At 58.1% G+C, this 22,160-nt stretch carries 22 protein-coding genes; 8 read left to right on the top strand and 14 right to left on the bottom strand.

Features of this window, described 5'->3' with window-relative positions:
* Positions 1-5: 5 nt before the first annotated feature.
* Positions 6-395: a spore cortex-lytic protein gene (locus tag E0E41_RS04915; RefSeq protein WP_130868982.1), complete on the bottom strand. Its 390-nt coding sequence runs from the start codon at positions 393-395 to the stop codon at positions 6-8.
* A gap of 149 nt (positions 396-544) precedes the next feature.
* Between E0E41_RS04915 and E0E41_RS04910 the strand changes: the two genes are divergently transcribed.
* The 6 genes from E0E41_RS04910 (at position 545) to E0E41_RS18465 (ending at position 6,789) form a co-directional block, all read left to right on the top strand.
* Positions 545-1,177, top strand: coding sequence for a redox-sensing transcriptional repressor Rex (locus E0E41_RS04910; RefSeq protein WP_130868981.1), 633 nt, complete (start codon positions 545-547; stop codon positions 1,175-1,177).
* Entirely contained in the window at positions 1,174-2,301 is a 1,128-nt protein-coding gene (locus E0E41_RS04905; RefSeq protein WP_130868980.1) for a hypothetical protein, read from the top strand. Before E0E41_RS04910 ends, E0E41_RS04905 begins: the two co-directional genes overlap by 4 nt.
* Positions 2,302-2,464: 163 nt before the next feature.
* Positions 2,465-2,902 (top strand): MarR family winged helix-turn-helix transcriptional regulator, encoded by a 438-nt coding sequence (locus tag E0E41_RS04900; protein ID WP_130868979.1) that lies wholly within the window; start codon positions 2,465-2,467, stop codon positions 2,900-2,902.
* A 32-nt stretch (positions 2,903-2,934) separates the two neighbouring features.
* On the top strand, positions 2,935-4,674 hold the full coding sequence (locus E0E41_RS04895; RefSeq protein ID WP_130868978.1) for an ABC transporter ATP-binding protein: 1,740 nt from the start codon (positions 2,935-2,937) through the stop codon (positions 4,672-4,674).
* Entirely contained in the window at positions 4,667-6,541 is a 1,875-nt protein-coding gene (locus E0E41_RS04890) for an ABC transporter ATP-binding protein (protein WP_130868977.1), read from the top strand. Before E0E41_RS04895 ends, E0E41_RS04890 begins: the two co-directional genes overlap by 8 nt.
* A gap of 107 nt (positions 6,542-6,648) precedes the next feature.
* On the top strand, positions 6,649-6,789 hold the full coding sequence (locus tag E0E41_RS18465) for a hypothetical protein (protein WP_165450477.1): 141 nt from the start codon (positions 6,649-6,651) through the stop codon (positions 6,787-6,789).
* Between the two features lie 73 nt (positions 6,790-6,862).
* Here E0E41_RS18465 and E0E41_RS04885 read toward each other — a convergent pair whose 3' ends face one another.
* From E0E41_RS04885 to E0E41_RS04875, 3 genes are all read right to left on the bottom strand, one after another.
* Positions 6,863-8,266, bottom strand: a complete 1,404-nt coding sequence (locus tag E0E41_RS04885) for an MATE family efflux transporter (RefSeq protein WP_130868976.1) — start codon at positions 8,264-8,266, stop codon at positions 6,863-6,865.
* Between the two features lie 125 nt (positions 8,267-8,391).
* Positions 8,392-10,455, bottom strand: coding sequence for a sensor histidine kinase (locus E0E41_RS04880; protein WP_130868975.1), 2,064 nt, complete (start codon positions 10,453-10,455; stop codon positions 8,392-8,394).
* The gene (locus E0E41_RS04875; protein WP_130868974.1) at positions 10,430-11,128 is read right to left on the bottom strand and encodes a response regulator transcription factor; all 699 of its coding nucleotides are present in this window, start codon (positions 11,126-11,128) and stop codon (positions 10,430-10,432) included. The genes E0E41_RS04880 and E0E41_RS04875 overlap by 26 nt, the downstream gene beginning before the upstream one ends.
* Positions 11,129-11,934: 806 nt before the next feature.
* On the opposite strand from E0E41_RS04875, the gene E0E41_RS04870 reads away from it, so the two are divergent.
* Entirely contained in the window at positions 11,935-12,117 is a 183-nt protein-coding gene (locus tag E0E41_RS04870) for a transposase domain-containing protein (protein ID WP_130868973.1), read from the top strand.
* A 179-nt stretch (positions 12,118-12,296) separates the two neighbouring features.
* Positions 12,297-12,521 (top strand): helix-turn-helix transcriptional regulator, encoded by a 225-nt coding sequence (locus E0E41_RS04865; RefSeq protein ID WP_130868972.1) that lies wholly within the window; start codon positions 12,297-12,299, stop codon positions 12,519-12,521.
* Between the two features lie 429 nt (positions 12,522-12,950).
* Here E0E41_RS04865 and E0E41_RS04860 read toward each other — a convergent pair whose 3' ends face one another.
* The 10 genes from E0E41_RS04860 to E0E41_RS04820 all read right to left on the bottom strand — a co-directional run bounded on the left by E0E41_RS04860 (position 12,951) and on the right by E0E41_RS04820 (position 22,072).
* Positions 12,951-13,700, bottom strand: coding sequence for a metallophosphoesterase family protein (locus E0E41_RS04860; RefSeq protein WP_130868971.1), 750 nt, complete (start codon positions 13,698-13,700; stop codon positions 12,951-12,953).
* Between the two features lie 31 nt (positions 13,701-13,731).
* The gene (locus E0E41_RS04855; protein WP_130868970.1) at positions 13,732-15,357 is read right to left on the bottom strand and encodes a recombinase family protein; all 1,626 of its coding nucleotides are present in this window, start codon (positions 15,355-15,357) and stop codon (positions 13,732-13,734) included.
* Positions 15,327-16,136, bottom strand: coding sequence for a recombinase family protein (locus E0E41_RS04850; RefSeq protein ID WP_130868969.1), 810 nt, complete (start codon positions 16,134-16,136; stop codon positions 15,327-15,329). Before E0E41_RS04850 ends, E0E41_RS04855 begins: the two co-directional genes overlap by 31 nt.
* On the bottom strand, positions 16,133-17,689 hold the full coding sequence (locus tag E0E41_RS04845; RefSeq protein ID WP_130868968.1) for a recombinase family protein: 1,557 nt from the start codon (positions 17,687-17,689) through the stop codon (positions 16,133-16,135). Before E0E41_RS04845 ends, E0E41_RS04850 begins: the two co-directional genes overlap by 4 nt.
* Positions 17,690-17,758: 69 nt before the next feature.
* Positions 17,759-17,908, bottom strand: coding sequence for an SHOCT domain-containing protein (locus tag E0E41_RS18460; protein WP_165450476.1), 150 nt, complete (start codon positions 17,906-17,908; stop codon positions 17,759-17,761).
* Positions 17,905-19,836, bottom strand: a complete 1,932-nt coding sequence (locus E0E41_RS04840) for an ATP-dependent DNA helicase (protein WP_130868967.1) — start codon at positions 19,834-19,836, stop codon at positions 17,905-17,907. The genes E0E41_RS18460 and E0E41_RS04840 overlap by 4 nt, the downstream gene beginning before the upstream one ends.
* 382 nt (positions 19,837-20,218) lie before the next feature.
* Complete coding sequence (locus E0E41_RS04835; RefSeq protein WP_130868966.1) at positions 20,219-20,542, bottom strand: helix-turn-helix domain-containing protein; 324 nt, start codon at positions 20,540-20,542, stop codon at positions 20,219-20,221.
* A 292-nt stretch (positions 20,543-20,834) separates the two neighbouring features.
* Positions 20,835-21,029, bottom strand: a complete 195-nt coding sequence (locus E0E41_RS04830) for a hypothetical protein (protein ID WP_242623697.1) — start codon at positions 21,027-21,029, stop codon at positions 20,835-20,837.
* A gap of 56 nt (positions 21,030-21,085) precedes the next feature.
* Complete coding sequence (locus E0E41_RS04825) at positions 21,086-21,688, bottom strand: ImmA/IrrE family metallo-endopeptidase (protein ID WP_130868965.1); 603 nt, start codon at positions 21,686-21,688, stop codon at positions 21,086-21,088.
* Between the two features lie 12 nt (positions 21,689-21,700).
* Positions 21,701-22,072 carry a helix-turn-helix domain-containing protein gene (locus E0E41_RS04820; RefSeq protein WP_130868964.1) on the bottom strand — a complete coding sequence of 124 codons (372 nt, stop codon included), beginning with the start codon at positions 22,070-22,072 and terminating at the stop codon, positions 21,701-21,703.
* Positions 22,073-22,160 lie beyond the last annotated feature (88 nt).

Genomic DNA, 22,160 nt, shown 5'->3' with positions numbered 1-22,160 from the left:
CCTCCTTACAGATTCTGGGGCGGGATGTTCACCGGATGCTCGGGGAGCAGGGCGGACATCTGCTCGGGCAGGGGGATGAGTTCCAGCTCCTGCAGCGTCTCCGTGCCGGGAAAGATCTGCACGTTTTCCACCACCAGAAGCTCGTAACCAGGGGATTCTGCCCAGATATCGCATACGGCAAAGGGATCTGCGGTGCCGGGGGATTCACTGGCGGCGGCGTCGGGAGTGCTCACCTGCACGGGCGAGGTGCGGCCATTTTCATCTGTTACCCGCACCGCCAGCAGCTCGTGGTGTCCTTCGGTTCCCCGCTGAGTAAAGGCCACGGTAGCGCCTGATACCGGAATCTGGGCCCGGGAGGTATAAACACGGGTCAAAATGGTTCCAAATGTATCCAACGGACATTCCTCCTTTTGGCTCCATTCTATGCGGAAGCGGGCCTGTCTGTGCCCCGGGAATTGGCGGGGGAAGTTGACATCGCCCGCCGTTTCGAGTAAACTAGATAAGAACGACTGGCAGTTATGCTCTGGAAAGAGTGTGATTTGATATGAAAAAGCAAAAGGTGTCCAGCCCGGTGATCCGCCGCCTGCCCCGCTATTACCGGCATCTGAATGACCTGCACCAGGCCGGCGTGGAGCGCATCTCCTCCAACGCCCTGGGCAATTCCCTGGGGCTCACCGCCTCCCAGATCCGGCAGGACCTGTCCTGCTTCGGCGAGTTCGGGCAGCAGGGCTACGGGTATAATGTGAGTACCCTGCGGGACGAGATTGCCGATATCCTGGGGATGAACCGGGGCCATACCGCCGTGATCCTGGGGGTGGGCAACCTGGGCCGGGCCCTGATGGAAAACTTTCACTTTGACCGCTCCGGCGTGGCTCTGGCCGCCGCCTTTGACGTGGTGCCCGACCTGGTAGGCCGGGAGGTCTCCGGCATCCCGGTGCACCACGTGGATCATCTGGAGGAGTATCTGGCTCAGCACCCCGCCAGCATCGGGGTCCTTACCGTCCCCGGCCGGGTGGCCCCCGGCATTGCCAACCGTCTGGTGCGCTCCGGTGTGAAGGGGATCTGGAACTTTACCAATATCGAGCTGTCTCTGGCTGCTCCCGATGTGGTGGTGGAGGACGTCCATTTTGCCGACAGCCTGCTGGCTCTGAGCTATATGATTTCGGAGGTGCCATGAAGAAACCCGCAGTTGTCCTGCTTGCCGCCGCCATCCTGGTGAGCGGCGCGGTGGTCTACGCCGCCGGCGAATCGCTGATCTCCAAAAGTTATCTCACCAATACCTACATCCCGGATGTGGAAAAACAGGTCACCCAGCGGGTGGAGGAAAAGACGGAGGACACCTACCAGTCCGCCCTGGCCGATCTGAACCAGAAGCACAGCACCTACCTGGCCCTGGCCGGCGGGGAGCAGAGCTATGCCGCCTCTCTCACCGACCTCCGCTTCAAGAAGGGGGATGTGGTGACCCTGTCCACCGGCTCCGGCGGGATGCTGCTGGCGGGGAGCGCCAGCCTGACCGTGTCGGGCAGCGCGGTGGTGGATGTGACGGCGGGGCAGACGGCGGCCTCCGGCAGCAGCCTGACCCTCCGGCACCGCTACCTGGCGGGAGAGAATACCACCGTCGGCATCACCATCACCTCGGACACCGCGGTGCTCAGTGTGGAGGGCTATTATTCCGTGGCCTCCGGCTCCGGTGTGGACTACAATGCCCTGGCCGACGCCCTGTTTGGGATGGGGCTGTTCCAGGGCAGCGGGACCGCCTACGGCAGCGGATACGATCTGGAGGTGCCCTCCACCCGGATCATGGGCCTGGTGATGTTCCTGCGGCTCATCGGGGAGGAACAGGCCGCCCTGTCCAGTACGGCGGTCAATCCCTTCGCGGACACGGCGGCGTGGAGCGACCGCTATCTGGCATACGCCTATGAAAAGGGCTACGTGAACGGCGTGGGGGAGAGCGCTTCCGGACAGCTCTACTATGCGCCGGACCGCCAGATCTCGGCCAATGAGTACATGACCCTGATCCTCCGGGCCTTGGGCTACACCGACAGCGGGACCACCCCCGATTTTACCTGGGACACCGCTGTGACCAAGAGCGTGGCCTGGGGGGTGCTCACCAGCGGGGAGCAGACCATGCTGGCCAGGAGCAGCTTCCTGCGGGCTCAGGTGGTCTACCTGTCCTACTTCTCCCTGAACGCTCCCATGAAAACCGGCGGGGTGCTGCTGGACCGGACGGTGACCAGCGGTGCGCTCACCCGGAGCAAAGCGGAGCAGATCATGGCGGGCGTTACCGTCCCCCGCCTGTAACAGAACAGCGTCTCACAGCCGCCGCGGTGTACCGCGGCGGCTGCTTTTTATACCTGTCAGAATGGACAGGAAAGAGCGGTGAGAGTTTTGTGGATGTTGCGCATTGACAACAGTTAGCAATGCAACTAAACTAATAAGTAACGCAAACAAAGGAGATGAGTGGATGCGTCAGGAGCACCACGTGGGATACGAGATCAAGGCGTTGTCCAACCTCTTGCGGCGTAAGGTGATGGAGACCACCACGGGCAGTCCCGAGGGGGACGATTTTACCGAGATGCAGGCCAAGATCCTGGGCTTTCTGTGTCACAACCGGGACCAGGAGATCTGTCAGAAGGACATTGAAGAGGCGTTTTACATCCGCCGCTCCACGGCCTCCCGCCTGCTGAAACGCCTGGAGGCGGAGGGCTTCATTGTACGCCGGTCGGTGTCCCGTGACGCCCGGCTCAAGCAGGTGACCACCACCCCCAAGGCGGACGCACTGCTCCAGGAGGTCACAAGGCGGATCTCCCATGTGGAGCAGACGCTGACCCGGGGCCTGTCCCAGCAGGAGCTGGATCAGTTTCTGGCCACGGTGGAGAAACTGAAGCAGAACTTGATGTAAGCGCAGACCACAGCGATCCAAGGAGGAAACCTATGAAGAAAAGAAGAGGGCTTATAAGCTGCATTCAAGAATTTAAACGGGATACCATCCTCACCCCGATCTTCGTCATCGGCGAGGTGGCCTTCGACGTGCTGATCCCCATGATGACCGGCAAACTGCTGGACGAAGGCGTGAAGGCGGGCAGCATGACACATATCGTGCAATATGGCGTTCTGGTAGTGGTGATGGCCCTGATGGCCCTGCTGCTGGGCGCTCTGTCCGGCCGGTTTGCCGCCCGGGCGTCCACCGGCTTTTCCCGCAACCTGCGCCGGGAAATGTACCGGAACGTGCAGAAGTTTTCTTTTTCCAATATCGATAAATTTTCCACCGGCGGTATCATCACCCGCCTGACCACCGATGTGACCAATGTGCAGATGGCCTTCATGATGATCATCCGCATCGCGGTGCGCTGCCCCATCATGCTCATCTGTGCCTGGGTGCTCACCTTTACCATCAACCCCAAGCTTGCCCTGATCTTCCTGGTGGTCATCCCCATCCTGGCGGCGGGCCTGCTGATCATCATGCGGTCGGCCCATCCCCTGTTCGAGCGGGTCTTTAAGAAGTACGACTGGCTGAACAACGTGGTGCAGGAGAATCTGCTGGGCATCCGGGTGGTGAAGTCCTTCGTCCGGGAGGACCACGAGAAAGAGAAATTCGGCAAGGTCTCCAACGAGATCTATATGGACTTCTCCAAGGCGGAGAAGATCATCGCCTTCAACATGCCCCTGATGCAGATCTGTGTGTACGCCTGTATGATCACCGTGTCCTGGATCGGCGCCAACCTGGTGGTGGGCGGCGACCTGACCACCGGCCAGCTGACCAGCATGTTCAGCTACATCATGATGATCCTTATGAGCCTGATGATGCTGTCCATGGTGCTGGTCATGATCATCCTGGCCCGTGCTTCTGCTGAGCGTATCACCGAGCTGCTCAACGAGAAGAGCGACCTGAAGAACGGCCCCAATCCCATCGAAGAAGTGAAGGACGGCTCCGTGGTCTTTGAGAACGTCAGCTTCAGCTACGCCAAGGACCCCACCAAGGAGTGCCTGAAGGATGTGAACCTGACCGTCAACTCCGGCGAGACGGTGGGTATCCTGGGCGGTACCGGTACCTCCAAGACCACTCTGGTCCAGCTGATCCCCCGCCTGTACGACGCCACCGAGGGCCGCGTGCTGGTGGGCGGCGTGGATGTGCGGGACTACGACATGGACGCCCTGCGGGAGCAGGTGGCCATGGTGCTCCAGAAGAACGTGCTGTTCTCCGGCACCATCAAGGAGAACCTGCGCTGGGGCAACAAGGAGGCCACAGACGAGGAGATGGTCCGGGTGTGCAAGCTGGCCCAGGCCGACCCCTTCATCCAGGAGTTCCCCGACAAGTACGACACCCACATCGAGCAGGGCGGCTCCAACGTGTCCGGCGGCCAGAAGCAGCGGCTGTGTATCGCCCGTGCCCTGCTGAAGAAGCCCAAGATCCTCATTCTGGACGACTCCACCTCCGCCGTGGACACCAAGACCGACGCCCTGATCCGCAAGGCCTTCCGGGAGGAGATCCCGGAGACCACCAAGTTCATCATCGCCCAGCGTATTTCCTCCATTGAGGATGCCGACAAGATCCTGGTGATGGACGGCGGCAAGATCGCCGCCATGGGCACCCATGAGGAACTGCTGAAGAGCTGCGACATTTACCGTGAGATTTACGAGTCCCAGACGAAGGGAGGCAGCGACGATGAATAAGTCCCCTGTAAAGAAGTCCCATACCGTCCGCCGGCTCATGAGCTATGTGGGCCGGGGCTACGGCTTCCGGTTCATCCTGGTGCTGCTGTGTATCCTGATCAGCGCCATTGCCTCGGTGTCCGGCTCCCTGTTCCTGGGCTCCCTCATCGACGACTATATCACCCCGCTGATGGCCATGGAAAACCCTGTGTTTGACGGATTGATCCACGCCCTGACCATGATGGGCTGTCTGTATATCACCGGAGCCCTGTGCGCCCTGGCCTACAACCGCCTGATGGTCACCATCTCCCAGGGCGTCCAGAAGAAGATCCGGGACGACCTGTTCGGCCATATGCAGTCCCTGCCCATCAAGTACTTTGACACCCACGCCCACGGCGACGTGATGAGCGTCTACACCAATGACGTGGACACCCTGCGCCAGATGTTCTCCCAGAGCATCCCCCAGGTCATCAACTCCCTGATGATGATCGTGGTGGCCTTCGTGGGCATGCTGACCACCGATCTGCTGCTCACCGGCGTGGTCATCCTGTGCATCATCGTCATGCTGTGTGTCACCCGGGTACTGGCCGGCCGCAGCGGCCGCTACTTTGTCCGCCAGCAGGTAAAGCTGGGCGACCTGAACGGATATATCGAAGAGATGATCAACGGCCAGAAGGTGGTTAAAGTCTTCTGTCATGAGCAGGAGGCCCAGGAGGGCTTTGACAAGGTGAACGACGCCCTGTTCGAGAGCGCCGACAAGGCCAACAAGTACGCCAACATCCTCATGCCCATCCTCATCAACATCGGCAACATCCAGTACGTCATTATCGCCATGGCCGGCGGTGCCCTGGCCCTCAGCGGCATCGGCTCCGGCATCACCCTGGGTGTCATCGCCACCTTCCTCCAGCTGTCCAAGAGCCTGTCCAACCCCATCAGCCAGATCTCCCAGCAGCTCAACTCGGTGGTCATGGCTCTGGCCGGCGCCCAGCGGATCTTTGATCTGATGGATGAGCCCGCCGAGGAGGACCACGGCAAGGTGACCCTGGTGAACGTGTCCTTTGACAAGGACGGCAACCTCCACGAGAGCGACAAGCGCACCAACATCTGGGCCTGGAAGGTGCCTCAGGACGACGGCAGCTATGCCTATGTGCGCCTCACCGGCGACGTGCGCTTCGACGACGTGGACTTTGCCTATGAGGAGGGCAAGACCATCCTCCACGATATCACCCTGTTCGCCAAGCCCGGACAGAAGCTGGCCTTCGTGGGCGCCACCGGCGCCGGCAAGACCACCATCACCAACCTGATCAACCGGTTCTACGATATCGCCGACGGCAAGATCCGGTACGACGGCATCTCCATCAACGACATCCACAAGCCCGACCTGCGGCGCTCCCTGGGTATCGTGCTCCAGGACACCAACCTGTTCACCGGCACCGTCCGGGAGAACATCCGCTACGGCAACCTGGAGGCCACCGATGAGGAGGTGGAGGCCGCCGCCGCCCTGGCCAACGCCGACGACTTCATCCGCCGCCTGCCCCAGGGCTACGACACCATGCTCACCGGCAACGGCGCCAACCTGTCCCAGGGCCAGCGGCAGCTGATCGCCATCGCCCGGGCCGCCGTGGCCGATCCCCCGGTGATGATCCTGGACGAGGCCACCTCCTCCATTGACACCCGCACCGAGGCCATTGTCCAGCGGGGCATGGACGCCCTGATGAGCGGCCGCACCGTATTTGTCATTGCCCACCGACTGTCCACCGTCCGCAACTCCGACGCCATCATGGTGCTGGATCACGGCCGCATCGTGGAGCGGGGCAGCCACGAGGACCTGATCCACCAGCACGGCCTGTACTATCAGCTGTACACCGGCGCTTTTGAGCTGGAATAATGCACCACCCGGCCCCCCCGGCATAATATGAAGTGAGACCGGGCCGAAGGACGGAACGCTCCGTCCCCCGGCACCGGCGCTCCATTTTCAACCGGGAGGTACTTCTTATGATGTGCAACAACGGCTGCGGTTTCGGCGGCGGCAACTGCCTGTGGATCATCCTCATCATCATCCTGCTGTGCTGCTGCTGCGGCTCCGGCGAGAGCAGCAACAACGGCTGCGGCTGCGGCAACAACTGCGGCTGCTGAGTTTACCGTACCATAGCCGGAAAGCGGCATAAAAGGAGCGCCGCGGGGCATCGCCCCGCGGCGCTCTTTTTGGTTATCTCTGTACGTGGACGGGATCAGGCAGCCTGTCCTGGGCGGGCATACGTTTCATTTCCCGCCTGGTGAGCAGGAAGGCCACTACCAGCGCCGCGCTGTCGGCGATGGGACCGGCGTACATCACCCCGTCGATGCCCCAGATCAGGGGAAACACCAGGATCAGGGGGATCAAAAAGATCACCTGCCGGGTCAGGGAGATCAGGATGCCCTTGGGAGCCTTGCCGATGGAGGTAAAAAAGTTGGAAGTAATGGGCTGTACCGCGTTGACGAAGGTCATCAGCATAAAGATACGGAAATAGCGCTCGGAGAACTGGAAGTACAGCTCAGTGCCGGAGGAGTCGAAAATACCCGCGATCTGCCGGGGAAAGAGCTGGAAGCACAGAAAGGCCCCGCAGCAGATCAGGGTAGCCACAATGATGGCCTTCCGATAGGCCTCCCGCACCCGGCTGTACTTGCCCGCGCCATAGTTGAAGCTGAAAATAGGCTGGCATCCCTGGGAGATGCCGATGGTAAAGCCCAGTACCAGGATATTGACCTTGGAGATCACCCCCACGCAGGCCAGAGGGATGTCGGAGCCGTACCGGGACAGTGCGCCGTAATAGGTCAGGGTGTTGTTGAGCACCACCTGCACCAGCAGCATGGCGATCTGGTTGAAGAAGGGGGCCATGCCCAGAGCAAAGATGGACTTGAGCAGCCGGGGCTGAGGCCGCAGATCGGCCCGGGTCAGGGGCACGGTACGCAGCCGGGTGCGCAGCAGGTAGCCCAGCACCAGTACCAGGGACAGCGCCTGGCCCAGCACGGTGGCCAGAGCGCCTCCCGCCACCCCCTGTTTTAGCCCAAAGATAAAAATGGGGTCTAAAATGGTGTTGAGAATGGCACCGGACAGGGTGCAGAACATGGAGAAGGCCGGACTGCCGTCCGCCCGGATCATGTTGCTGGCCCCGGTGGTAAAGGTGACCATAGGCAGACCGAAGGCGATGATGCCGGTATAGGTCATGGCGTAGGGAAATACGTCAGGGGTGGCGGCAAAAAAGGTGAGCAGAGGCGCCCGGAGAAAGTAGGCCGCAAACCCCAGGCAGAGCCCCAAAACAGCCAGCACCACCAGACCGGTACCCGCCACCTGGCGGGCCGCCTCCCGCCGTCCGGCCCCCAGATTCAGGTTGAAATTGGCCGCCGTGCCGATGCCCATGAGCAGGGCGATGGCGGTGGAGGCGGTGACGAAGGGAAAGGCCACCGTGGTGGCCGCGTTGCCCAGATAGCCCACGCCCTGGCCGATGAAGATCTGGTCCACGATGTTGTACAGGGAGGTCACCAGAAAGGCAATGACCGAAGGTATGGCAAATTTGGGCAGCAGCCTGCCGATGGGTGCCGTGCCCAGAGGATTGGTGGGTGTGGGGTCCATGTGCCTCGCCTCACTTTTGAAAGTTTGCGGATTCATTTTAATATAGAAATATTGACATGTCAATAATCGACGAAAAGAAAGACGGCCGCCCCCATCCGGGGGCGGCCGTGACGAAGTCCGCGCACTTATTCCGCCGGCGGTTCCTCCGCCGGACGCTTGTCTGTCAGGGGAAAGGATACCTGCACGGTGAACAGGTCGGCTTCGGTCCTGAGAGTGAAGCTGCCGCCGCAGGCCTCGGTAAAGGTGCGGGCGATGGACAGCCCCAGACCGCTGCCTCCATCGGTGCGGCTGGCGTCTCCCCGGACAAACCGTTCAGTCAGATCCACGTCCTGGGGCAGCTCGTCCCGGGAGATATTCCGCAGTACGGCCGCCGCCTGTCCCTGGTCCACATTCAGGTCCAGATAGATCCGGGAGCCCTCCAGGGCGTACTTCAGGGCGTTGCCGATCAGGTTCTGGAACACCCGGTACAGCCGGTCCCCGTCAGCTTCGATCCATACCGGCTCCTGCGGCAGCCGGGGACGCAGGGAGGCGGAGGCGGCCTCGATCTCCTCGCTCATGTCCGCCAGGGTCTGCCGCAGCAGCTTGGCGTAGTCCAGGGGAGCCATCGCCACCGGCAGATTTCCGGCGGCGGCCTTGCTTACCTCGAACACATCCCGCACCATGGTCTGGAGCCGCTGGGCCTTCTCTGCCAGAATGCGGACGTAGTCCCGCACATGCTCCGGCAGCCCCTCCTCCTGCTGGAGCAGTTCCACATAGCTGACAATGGAGGTGAGGGGGGTTTTCAGGTCGTGGGACACGTTGGCGATGAGTTCGATCTTGGTCCGCTCGCTTTTCATCTGCTCCGCCAGGGCGGCCCGGAGACCGTCCTCCATGTGGCCCAGGCTGTCGGCGGCCTGCCGCAGGTCGGAATCCTCCGGCAGGACCAGGGCCCCGGTGGGCTGTCCCGCTCCGGCGGCCTGGATATGGGTGAGCAGCTTGTCCGTGTCAGCCGTGGTTTTCCGGTTGGCGGTCATCAGTCTGATCTGGGCGGCGATGAGGGCCGCCCCCGCCAGGAAAAGGCCTGCCAGCAGCAGGGGGAGCAGGCCGCTATAAAACCGCCGCAGATAGAGGTTGGGAAACTGAGCCGCCCACACCAGGAAGAAGGGGACGCACAGCACGAACTGGAGCACCGCCCGCCGGTCCATCCGCTTCTGAACGGTCCAGCCCAGCTCCTGCCGCCGGAAGAGCCGGACGCAGGCGGCGCAGAAGCTGTGGGACCGCAGCTGCCCAAGATTGTATCGCAGGTCGTTGAGACAGAAGTAAGACCACCACAGGGGCAGGGGGGTGGCCAGACACCAGACGATCCCGCCGTAATTATAGTGTACGAACAGCTCTATGAGGCTCACTGCGCAGCCGCACCACAGAAAGACCAGGGGGATCAGCAGCGCCGCCTTGACCTCCAGCCAGATGTGGCCGGTGAACCAGGCGACGGCCTGGTCAGCCCGCAGCTTGTGCTTCCTCCAGAGAATGGCCCACACCAGAAAGGCCACCCCTGCCGCCGGAGGCACCAGCAGCAGCCAGATGAGGTAGGTGCGCACCCTGGTCATGTCCTGCACCAGGCTGTAGGGCCCGTAGCCCGTGCCATAGTCTGCCGGTTCTGCGGCGGCGGCGATATATACCGTCACGCTGTCGTACTCGGCCTCATCATGGGTCCCGCCGTTGGCGTAGCCGGGCACGTACCAGTCTTCCTCCGTGCCCCGGAAGAAGCCGTCCCCGTAGACGTCCAGCTCCCGGCCATCCTTCCAGATGGAGGCGGTGCCTCCGGTAAAGCGGAGCAGAAAGTTATAGCCCTCCGGCAGGGTATCCGGGGAGGAGAGGTCGGCGGCGGTATTGGAGGACCGCAGCATATCTCCCTTTTCCACTAGGTAGAGCAGGTTCACGTCTTCCTCCGCCAGAGGCGGTGAGGCGTAGTATTCCGAGCTGACGGCGTAATGAAGCAGGGAATAGAGGTCGCTGCCCAGCATACTGCGGAAGGCGGCGGTCTGCTGGTAATCGCTCCGGAAGGCATCCAACACGTTGACCCGGGTGGCGGAGCTGGTGCTGACCAGCAGGTACAGCCACCCCGCCCCGCTGTACAGCAGCAGGGTGATCCCCAGGATAAAGGCCAGAAGAGCCAGGCCCGGTTTAACGCTTCTCGATTTTGTATCCAATGCCCCACACCACCTTTAAATATTCCGGCTCCTTTGGGTTGAGCTCGATCTTCTCCCGGATCCGCCGTATGTGGACCATCACCGTGTTCTCGGTGGCGAAGGGTTCCTCCCCCCACACCCGGCGGTAGATCTCCTCGGCGGGGAACACCCGGCCCAGGTTGCGCATCAGCAGGTCCACGATCTTCAGTTCGGTGGCGGTGAGCCGCACCGGTTCGCCGTCCGCCAGCAGCACCCGCTCCTCCGGCCGATAGCGCAGCCGGCCGTTGACGATCTCACGGGTGCGGCCGGCGGCGTTCACGTCCCCCAACTGGGTGTACCGCCGCAGGTGGCTGCGCACCCGGGCCACCAGCTCCTGGGGGTTGAAGGGCTTGGCGATGTAGTCGTCTGCCCCCATGCTCAGCCCCAGCACCTTGTCAGTGTCCTCGCTCTTGGCGCTGAGAATCAGGATGGGCAGGTTGCGCTTCTCCCGGATCTTCAGCACCGCCGACAGCCCGTCCAGCTTCGGCATCATCACGTCCATGAGGATGAGCCGCAGACCTGGGTCCAGGGCCAGATCCAGGGCCTCCATGCCGTTGTAGGCCTTCAGCACCCGGTACCCCTCTTTCTCCAGCAGAATGGCAATGGCATTGACGATCTCAGCGTCATCGTCCACCACCAGAATGCACTCGTTCATTGGGACCCCCTCCTGTCTGCTCCTAGGATACCTGATCTTTCTTGCAAAGAAAATGGGGAAATTCTTTCAAATCTCTTACAACTGCCAGGGCAAAAAGAAAAGCCGGCTTGTTCAGACAAACCGGCTTTTTTCTGTCACCCCCGGATAAAAAAGATGTGCCTTGAAAGCCTTGCGGCGCAAGGGATTCAGCGCTTGTAAGTTTTGTCCATATATGCCGAGTGCTATTTGAGATATTTGCGCTCCAGAAAGTCAATGGAGCGCTTAGTCAGGGCATATCCATATTCGTATAAATCACGGTAGATGCGGGGAATTTTTTTAGCCGCAGATACATGTCATCTAAGTTAAATGTGGACAAGTCTAACTCATCACAACCAAGCCAATTTACCTTATATGTTATATGATCCATCACCTCCGACCAATCTTTGGATGGATTATATCACAGGACTGGGCATCTGTACAGGGATGTATCAAATATTTCCGTAGTATGCAACTAAGCATGGTCTGAATGGCGCAAAGTATTGAAAATACTGGACTTTTAGAGGGATTTATGGTATAATTTACCTATAAAAAATGGCGTTAACAAACAGGAAGGTAATACGGGAATGGTGTCCATCTCCCATAGGGAATATAAAAACTTCAGGCGTATGGGAGCGGATCTACGCATATGAAAAGCAGGTGGAGCAGCTTATGGAGGCGCTCCGGTTTTTGCGGAGGAAACAGTTTAGCTCCGCCTCTGAAAAACTAGGTAAAGAAGTGTATGAGCAGTTGAGCCTACCAACACGCTCAATAGGGCCAGGAGGAGCGCAATGATTTTCAGTATGATGGAAACGGCGAAGGAGAACCGGCTGGACCCGTACCGCTGCCTAGTACGGGTGCTGCAAAGCGCTTCAAATCTGGAAGTTTTTGGGCCGGGCTGGGCGGAGCGTCTGCTGCCGGAAAACGCACCGGAGGAGTGCCGTAATCCGCCAACATTGACTCAAAATACCTGAGAAATGGGCTGGCCTCTGCCGGCCCATTTTGTTATGTTTGACGACAAAATTCCTCTTTTTTTGCAACCCGACACAGGCGCCGTGTTGCCTGGGTAATGTTTCCTCTAAAATGAAAAACGGGACATGTCCCGTTAAAAATTTTGAAGGAGGAATCATTATGACCATGAAAAAAAAAGCAGATGACCGCAAGGGTGGGCGGAGGCCATCCTGAAAATCCACTTCAGCAGGCCCGTATAAAAGCCGGCATATCCCAAGAAGAAATTGCGGAAGAACTTTCCTGTGACCCGCGTACGATCCAACGGTACGAGGCCGGGGAACAATTCCCAGACTGGAACGAACTGTTGAAAATGAAGGTCCGTTATTCCTGCGAATTTGCTGACTTGTTCCCGGAGGAAAAAGAATGATGGGAGCAGGCAGCAGAGGACGATTGAAATCTAAAACGCCGAGGCAAACATCCCTTTCCCCGGCTATCTTTGCCAACCTTCTGCTCATCCTTGCCGGCTACCGTATGAAAATGCCAGTAACAGAGGTTATGTGCTTTCCCGATGGAAATGGTTATTATGTCTGTCCCAGATGCCATGTGACCATGGAACGGGAATTCATGAACTTCTGTGACCGGTGCGGCCAGCATCTGGATTGGAAAGGTTACAAAAAGGCCAGAGTCGTATATCCTGGCCAACATCACACTCTACATACCTGATTCGTTAGAACACAGGGGCGGAGGAAAATCTTCCATCCCTGTGTTTTTGTCGCTTGTAAATCAAACGGTAGATCAATCCGGACCGCCACGGTTAAAGTAATAGAGAAAAGGCCGGAGTCCGGCCTTTTCTCTATTACTTTAACCGTATGATCTGCTCGTAGAGCATTACGAATGATTTCTCTATAACCATGTTCTCATGATAGTGTCCGAAAAACCAGTATTTGAACTGACATCTACGCCGTATCTCATCGAAGAAGTCTGTCAGAGCGTCTTTCTGAAACAGGCCGCCGCTAAACACATCCTGTACACTGGTCGGACAGCAGTGGGTGATGATATAGTCTACTTCCCAGCCTGCCTTGTCCAGATTGGCTAGGGCCTCTTCGTATTCTGTCTCGCTGGGAAGTTCTTCTTTCCACCAGGACCGATGGTTTACCCGAAACAGGGCCCGTTCCATACTCAGCTTCCGAAATTTCTGCTTGAATAGCCGGTCATCCGGTTCTAGGATGCCGTCCTGAATATCGTGGCTGCTGGCCCCACCCATAGTAAAGAACCGCTTGCCGTTGATGTCATAAACCTGCCCCCGCATCAGGTGCAGGACGCCGGGCCGGACCTGCTGTACCTTCCCGCCGTGCCATTCTAGGACCGGATACTCCCGGAGTGCATCGAAGTTCTCATGGTTGCCTGAGACAAACAGAGTTGTGAACGGCCGCCGGTCCAGCCAGTCCAGTGTCTTATTTTCTTTGGGGCTGCGGTCCCAGATCCCTCCGAAGTCGCCGCAAATAATTACGTAGTCTTCACGGTTCAGTTCCGCCTGTTCATAGAAGATGTCTTCTTTGAACCGGGTAAAATCCCCGTGGGTGTCACCTGTAATAAAACATGCCATTGAGCGCATCTCCTGTCTTTTTCCCATATTATCATAATGTGCGGTCCATTTCCAGATCCGTATCACGGAACCGGATGCGGATCGTATTGCTGTCCAGAACGGTGATTTTTTCCACAACCAGCCGCGTTAACTCATCATCATACGCTTGGAAGCCTTTGGCATGCTCCTGAATGCTGGCCCACATTGCTTGGAGCCTTTCCTCACGCTCCGCTTGGTAGATCTCGTTCTGGCGCAGGGACTCGATTTTGTTCTTTACCTTCTGCTTTTCATCGGCCACTTCTTTCAGACGGGCATTCAGCTCCACATCGTCCATGTTGTCCAGAATCTGCTCCAACAGGCTTTCCTGCTCAACACTCAGCTCCTGGAGGCGCCGTCTCAGCTCCAGCAGGCTATCCCCGCCTGTACCCTGGCTCTCCTGCGCACTTTGGGCCAGCATCATGGCGTCCCGCTGTACCTGGGCAAAGTCCGCCAGCTCATTCATGGCGGACAGGATAGCCGCATGCAGCTTTCTCTCTTCTATCGTGGGCGAGGTGTGGCAATATTTCGTCCCGAATTCCAGCCGGGAGATACACCGCCAGACGATCTTCTTTTTTCCGTTCCTGGCCCAAGTCACCCGCTTGTAGGGAGTACCGCATTCCCCGCAGACCAGCAGCTCGGACAGAGCATATTTATAGGAATATTTGCCCTGTTCCGTTTTTCCTGTCTTCTGCATCACCTTTCGCTTACTGGACCGGCGCGTCATCTCCGTCTGTACCGCTTGGTAGATCTCCCGCGGGATGATGGCCGGATGATTGTTCTCGATGTAGTACATGGGGCGCTCCCCTTGATTCTTCTTAACCCGCTTGCTGATACAGTCTGTCACATAAGTCTTCTGCAGAAGTACATCTCCGATGTACCGCTCATTGGTGAGGATGTTCTGGATCACCTGGTAGGACCATCGATGGACGCCTTGGGCTGTGGGGACCTGGTCTTCCTCCAACTCCTGCTTGATCTGCCCCAAGCTGCACCCGTCTAGGTACCGCTGATAAATGCGGCGGATAGTTTTGGCATCCTCCGGGACGATCTCCGGTTTCCCATCTTTACCCTTGCGGTAGCCCAGAGTCTTTTTGTATTGGAATGGGACATTGCCTGCCTCCGCACTCTTCTGCTTACCCCAGGCGACATTCTTGCTCAGGGACTCAGACTCCGCCTGAGCGAAGCCGCTGAACAGCGTGATCAGGAACTCACTGCTTTCGGTCAGAGTATTGATGTTTTCTTTTTCAAAGTACACGCCGATCCCGTTGGCTTTCAGCATGCGGACAGTCTCCAGGCAGTCCACCGTATTTCGGGCGAAGCGGGAAAGGGATTTGGTCAGGATAAGGTCGATCCGTCCCCGCCTACAGGCGGCAATCATTTTATTGAATTGATCCCGCTTTTTCAGGCTGGTGCCGGACAATCCCTTGTCCGCGAACACGCCGGCCATTTCCCAATCCGGGTTCTTCTCGATCTTCTCCGTATAGTAGGATTTCTGAGACTCATAGCTGTTGATCTGCTCTTCGCTGTTGGTACTGACCCGGCAGTAGGCCGCTACTCTCTTGCGGCCCCCCGCCTCGCCGCCCCGCCCCGTCTCTTCTTTTGTGGCGGGGATCACCCTGATCCTTCGTGTTTCTTCTGGCATAACGAGCCCTCCTTGAATTGAATTTCGATCCGGTTGTCTTGGGATATCGTGATATGCTCAACCATACGGTCAATGCCTCTCAAATCTGTCCCTCCAGCCTGCTCCTGCGGCATATTCACCGGGCAACAGTCATAGCGTGCGGATATACCTTGCAGAATCAGATCAATTACTTGGAAAGGGTCGCCGGGCTGTTCCAGACCGCGGTTGATGGCATTGGTAAGCCGGACCACTTCTTCAGAGGGGGTATACTGTGCTTTGGATGCCAAATGCCGGTCTTTTGCCAGGCGGTAAACCTCGTGCAGAAAATCTTCGTCCAATATTCGGATAACGCGTCCGCACCCCTCGCACTTGAGATATAATGTGTCTTTACTCTGGCCGGCGCCGCCCAAGCCCAGCAGGCGTCCTGCGCAGTGTGCGCAGCGCAAGTATCGTTTGAACGCCAGCACTGGCCGCACCGGTCTTTCCGTTGCCTTTTGGGTTTTACCCTGAATCCTAGCTTGGATTTCTTGGAACAGAGCCCGGTCCACAATGGGGGGAAAGCCCTGTTCTCCAATGTAGCGCGGGTTTTCCAGCAAGCGTTTGATTTTGTGCTTGTCCCATATCTGGCCCTCTGCACTGTATGGGAGCTTTTCCTGATTGAGCTGGTCGGAGATTTTCTGATAGGACAGCCCCTCCTGATACAGGCGGAACACTCTCACTACAATGGGGCTCTCCGCCGGCTGCAGGACGACCTCGCCATTCACGATTTGGTAGCCATAGACTAATTTCCGTTTGATCATGGTCCCACCTCCAGGGACTCTCGCAATTCGATCCCGCCTCTGATCCGGAACCGGATCTGAGTCCGGGCGTCCACGATGATCTGTTCCACCAGCTCATCGAATAGGGTTTCATCGAAGGACTCCAGAGCGTCCGGGCCTTTCTGAATCAGGCTGGCAGTGCGGCGCAAGACCTCCGCAGCCTCATCAATATCATCGTTCTCCAGAAGACGCCTGCGCTTCACCCGGAGTTGGTTTAGCTTGGCGTTGATCATATTCCGTCTGGCTGCGCAGGTTTCTTCGTCCAGCAGACCTTTAGACTGTAATAGGTTGATTTTATAGTTCTGCTCCGTATTTTGGGCGATGGCCTGGTTGATCTCCAGAATTGCCGGATTATCCCGGTGTGCGGTGTCAATGAGGGCGTCAAGCTGGCTTAAGGCAGGCTGGAAAATTACGCTCTCATTCTGCTTCAGCCGGTTGTACATCCGTACAAAGGCGCGATAAACTGCGTCCTCCCGTATCCTGCCGGTGGGGCAGCTGTCCGCCTTGTCATCGTGCCTGCGGCAGACCCAGACATTCAGTCCACTTCCTTTATTCTTACGCCGCACAAAAGTGGCCCCGCAGGCTCCGCAGACCAGTTTCTGGGTCAGCGGATATTCCTGCCGTTCACTGGCGGCGCGCTGAGCTTTCCGGCGCCGGAGCTCCTTTGCTCGCTCGAACACTTCGTGGGAGATGATTGCAGGATGGCTCCCTTCCACATAGTACTGCATCTTTTCTCCCTTGTTCAGCCGCTTCACAAAGGGGAAGCCATGGGCAAAGGTCTTTTGGCACAGGGCATCCCCGACATACTTCTCATTTGAGAGCAGGTAGAGGACCGTGGTGGTCTGCCAATATGGCTTGCGGTCTGTCGTAGGGATGTTTTTCCGGGTCATCTGTTCCGCAATCCAAGCGGCGCTTCGACCACTCAGGTACTGGTCAAAGATCCACCGAACCTGCTCCGCCTCTTCGGGCACGATCTCCAAGTTCTTGCCATCTTCCGTCAGCCGGTAGCCATAGGGGGCCTTGCAGGTGATAAAAAGTCCCCGTTCCATCCGCCTGCGATAGCTCTGCCGCTGGTTTTGAGAGATGGAGATGGATTCCTGCTGGGCCAGAGATGCAGAAACGCTCACCATCAATTCGGTGGTGAGCGTCTGCGTATCAATATTCTCTTTTTCAAATTGCACGGCAACGCCCAGACGGAACAATTCCCGCAGGGCAGCCAGACAGTCCCTGGTGTTGCGGGCAAACCGGGAGATGGATTTTACGATCACCTTGTCAATCTTCCCCTTGCGGCAGTCGGCCAGCATCCGGTTGAAGTCATCCCGCTTATCCATCCGGGTCCCCGTCAGGCCCTCATCAGCGTACACATCTACCAGATCCCAGCCCTCATGGCTGCCAATCAGTTCCGTGTAGGCCCGGATCTGTGCGGCATAGGAGTGAAGCTGATCGTTGGAATCAGAGCTCACACGGCAGTAGGCCGCCACCCGCAGGATTTCCTGCTGTTCCGGCTGGGCCGGGATTACCGTCACATGCGCCATTTCTTCTCCACTCCTTTTATCTTTTTCGTCAACACCGAAATTACCACAACTTCGCGGGAATATCCAGCGCTATTCCCAAACAGCTTGGGGGCGGTATTTTTGGACCGCCAGCTGTTTGGCAACCGCCAGCTCTGCATCGGACAGGTAACCGCTCTCCGCCAGCCGTTCCAGCAATTCTACCGTCAGCCTGTACTGCAGCTCATTCTTTGCCTGAATCATGCCGCCGCCTCCCGGAAGTAGCGCTCTGTCTTAACTTCCCGGATGAAGCGTGTCACCTCCTGGATGCTGTCTGTAACCGGTATCTCCGGCAGGGCGTTTTTCACGTCCCCATAGTACCGGCGGCCTTGGCTGGCCCGTTCATCCAGAATGGCCACCACGCAGGTGTCGGTCTCCAGACGGATCGCCCGGCCAAAGCCCTGCTTTAACCTTATCTGCATTTCCGGCACCACCACGGTTCGCAGGAAAGAATGGAAGGTGGGGTACTGTTCCCGTTCCTTCTCCTTCAGCGCGTCCGGGATGGGAAAGGGAAGCTTGGGGATCACCAGCAGGGATACGCAGTCCCCAGGGAAGTCGAAGCCCTCCCAGGCCGCTCCGGTGGCCAGCAGTACACTGCCCGGCCTGCTCCGAAACTGTCTGACCGTGTGTACTGCATTTCTGCCCAGAGTATACAGCGGATAGGGCAGGCCCCGCCTCCGAAGCAATTCGCGCACAGCGGACATGGCGGCATAGGAATTGAACAGCACCAGTGCGTGGCCCTGGGCCGCTTCCAACAGGGTTGCGATCTCTGCCGTCAGGTTTTCGTAATACTGTCCGTTGCTTTGCAGGGGCGGGCAGCGAGGAATATACAGCAGGCAGTTTTTGTTGTATGCGAACGGAGAGCGGGCAACGGATTCCTGTATCCGGCTGTCCGTCAAGAGGCCAGTTTCCTCCTTAAACCTCCGGAAGTCATCCCCTATCGCAAGGGTGCCAGATGCCAGAATCATTGGTTTTTCTTGGCGCCAGAGGGCCTGGCGAAGCTGGGCTGTCAGGTCGGAGATGGTAGCGCACAGCATAGCGCCGCCCTGATCATCTTCTGTCGTATAAAAGATTCGGTCCGGTTGCTCCTGTAGGAACAGGTCAACCTTGCCTGATAACCGATCCAGCCGGCGCCGAGTATCCCGCGATAGAAGGGTCCTCAACTGACGCCGGATAATTTCCAGCGCTGTGTGCGGTCTTTTCAGCAGGCTTGCGAAATGAGAAAAAGGCTGATCCCCGTTCCAGGGCCGGGACAGCTCCCGCAGCAACGGCCCCGCTGCCTCTGCCAGTGTCTCCGCCGCAAGCAGGTATTGTTCCCCCCGAAGCGCACGGATGAGCGCACGTAAGTCCTCTCCCGTGAGCGTGATGCCAAACATCTGGCGTGCTGCCTCCGGCAGTTTGTGTGCCTCGTCCATGATCAGCACACTGTACTCTGGCAGGAGGGGCCTCCGGCCAATGCTCCGGTGAATGGCATCCGCCAACAGCAGGTTGTGATTGCAGATTTGAAACAGATAGCGGTCCGTATCGCATACCTGCTGGAAGCACAGGTACCGGCAATCCTCCCGCCCGCAGTCACAGACTTGAGGCACCTGGACCCGTTCCCGGTCATAGCCACTGAGGTGCTCCGCCATATCCATGTCCAGATGATCCCGGAGGGAGAGCAGGGCCTCTGCTGCTTTCGGATTCTTCTTTTCCAAGTCCACCCGCTGCAGGCGCCGGATCAGCCGTTGGTCACAGACATAGTGTGATTTGCCCTTCCGCACCACCGCGTGAAGCGGCTTATCGGCCAAGCCATCGTCAACCAGAATGCCAGACAGCAGGGGGACATATTCGTCCCGTACTGCGTTCTGAAGCGCAATACTGGAAGTAGAAATGAGGATGGGGCGGAAGGGCTGGCCGCTGCTGGCACGGAAGCGAAGGAATACTGTTCCGGCCACCAAGTATGCGTAAGTCTTTCCGATCCCTGTTCCCGCATCGCACAGGGCAATCCGTTTGTCCAGCATGGCGTCCAGCATGCGGTGGCTCAGGGCGATCTGCTCCCGGCGCACGGTCATGCCGTGGACCGGGAGCAGGTCCTGAAAAATATGGTCAATCTCGTTATGGGCTGTTTGCCTGTTTTCAATGGTCATCATCCGTAAATTCCCCTTATAAGTATTTTTCTGTTCCCCATCGTATTTGCAGCTCGCCCCCCGATGAGGTTGGGAACAGCACGGACAAGGATTGGCGGACCTTCACGGGCACATTCCGTGGGCCTTTACTGCTTTCAACCCAGGGGATGAAAAACAGCCTTGCCGGGGCTGTTTCGCACAGGCTGGATCGCTCGCCGGAGAGGAGGCAGCCTCCCCTCCGGGTCGTGGCGCGCACTGTGCGTCTGTCCGTGTGGTGATCCGTACTGCTGGTATGAAGTTATCAAAGTACCCGCCGCCGGCTTCCCCGGCTGGCAGATTCAGTGTAACGCAAAGCGGGATGGTTTTTTAGAGAGCAATGGACACTTTCCAGTGACAATTAGACACGTCAGAGCTGTTTCTCCAACTGGACCAGCTTCCCAATCAGGGCATGTACCTCGTCCTTCAGCGTTCCCTCCTGGGGGGCGGCACCCAGAATCAAATGATCCAGCGAGGTGTGGAACACATCCGCCAAGGCAATGAACAGGTCTACGGAGCACCCCTTCGTCCCAGCCTCAATTCGGCTCAGGTAACTGCGGTCGATCCCCAGCAGATCTGCCAGCCCCTCCTGAGTATAGCCATAGGTCTTGCGAAGCTGACGAATCCGCCCGCCGCAGGCGGACAGGTCGTAGCCTGTGTGTTTGGTTGCAGATTCCGAACTTTTCGTTTTCATCTCTTTGATCTCCAATCTCAGATTTTTGGGGAAGCGCGGTCTGAGACTGGAGCTCACGGGTATTTGGATATATATGGAAGCCAGCGGCGACCCTGCATTTTGATCCTTTCCGCCCTTTAGCTAGGCAGAAAAGACACAAAAAAACGGAGCCTTACGCATAGCTAAAAAGCTACTTGTAAGGCTCCGAGCGCGTTCCACACAACGGGGAACGGCTGATGCGCTTGACGAAGTATGATTGGTTTGAGGGAGGGCCAGGGGCGTTCCCGCCTCCTGTCCACTGCTGCTCAGGGATTCAGTTGGTTCGGAAAGCGATCCCGATCTGCTCTCCGCACTTGGGGCATTTTGTGAACCACTCGGCTTTTGCCGCCTGTCGCGGTCCATAGAGTTGGATTCTCGATATATCGGTTCCCGATGCGGCGTCAATGACCCTGCCCTTGTGGCAGACGGGGCATCTCACCGCCTGGGCGTCTCTCTCTTTCATAGGCATTCTCTATCCTCCGTGTGTTCTCTTTTTTGAGAACAAAAGCCCAAAAATATTTCCATTCAAAGCAGGTTATGCCCCTGCAGGCGGATGCGCATGGCCTGACGGGAGACCTGGAAGACCTCCGCCATGTCCGCAACGATCTGGCTGGCCGTCCGGCCTGCCCGAAGCCGGTAAAAGCACCGCTTCACCTGCGCCATAGGCATAAGCAGGGCGGAGCCCAGCATGTTGGCCTGTACCTCCATATCCGTTTCCTCCGCAGCGGCTGCCAGAGCGGCGCTTTCCCCAGTGCCCAAGTAGAGCTTCTTGTGCAAAATCCAGTGGGCCAGTTCATGGGCACAGGTAAACCGAAAACGGCCCGTTCCGGCGTCTTCCTCGCAGAGAGAAGCATCAATGAGAATCGTCCCCGCCCGCACCGGGAACAGCGTATATTCATGGCGCTCCATGTCGTAGATTGCCTCCAGCCCGCTGTCAAAGATGGTCTTGCCCAGGATACGTCCGTTCTTGCGCAGATACTGATACTCCAGCGTGAGTCCGTGGGCCTCGATCAGATTCTCAATCGGGATGGCGGCCGGAGGGCCATAATAGAGTTTGCTGTTATAACCGGTGAGTACACGGCGGGCGATGCTTTCAAATGTCTGTTCACTGTAATAGAGCCTTGACATCTTCCGCCCACCTCACTTTCGTTCCCGTCTGGTAATGCGGTCTATAAACTCCTGCCATTCCTCGTCCGTAGCGTCCACCTCCTTCGCGGTGCGCAGGGCGGCGCGGACGATGTCCCGTTCCATGATGTACTCCGGCAGGTCTGAGGACACCCGCTGGCGCTTCGACTTCGCCGCCAGATCCAGAAACTGTTCATATTCCTCCTTGTCCAGTGCAAACTCCGCCGCCATCCTGTCCAGGTACTCCTGGGTGGGGGCGGCCCGCCGGCCCGTCTCGATGTTGCTCATATAGACGGCAGAGAGCCCGAGCCGCGCGGCCTGTTCCCGAAGCGAAAGCCCCTTTTCCTTCCGCCGTTCCCGTATAAAACTGCCAAAGGTCCACTCCATAAATTCACCCCGTTTCTTTTGTTCTCTTTTCTGAGAACAGTTACCCGCATTATACCGTACATTTGTTCTATTATCAAGGCGCAGAAAA

Source organism: Intestinimonas massiliensis (ex Afouda et al. 2020) (assembly GCF_900626285.1).
Taxonomy (GTDB): domain Bacteria; phylum Bacillota; class Clostridia; order Oscillospirales; family Oscillospiraceae; genus Flavonifractor; species Flavonifractor massiliensis_A.
Note: the sequence above shows the minus strand (reverse complement) of the source record. Positions and strands in the feature narration are given on the sequence as shown.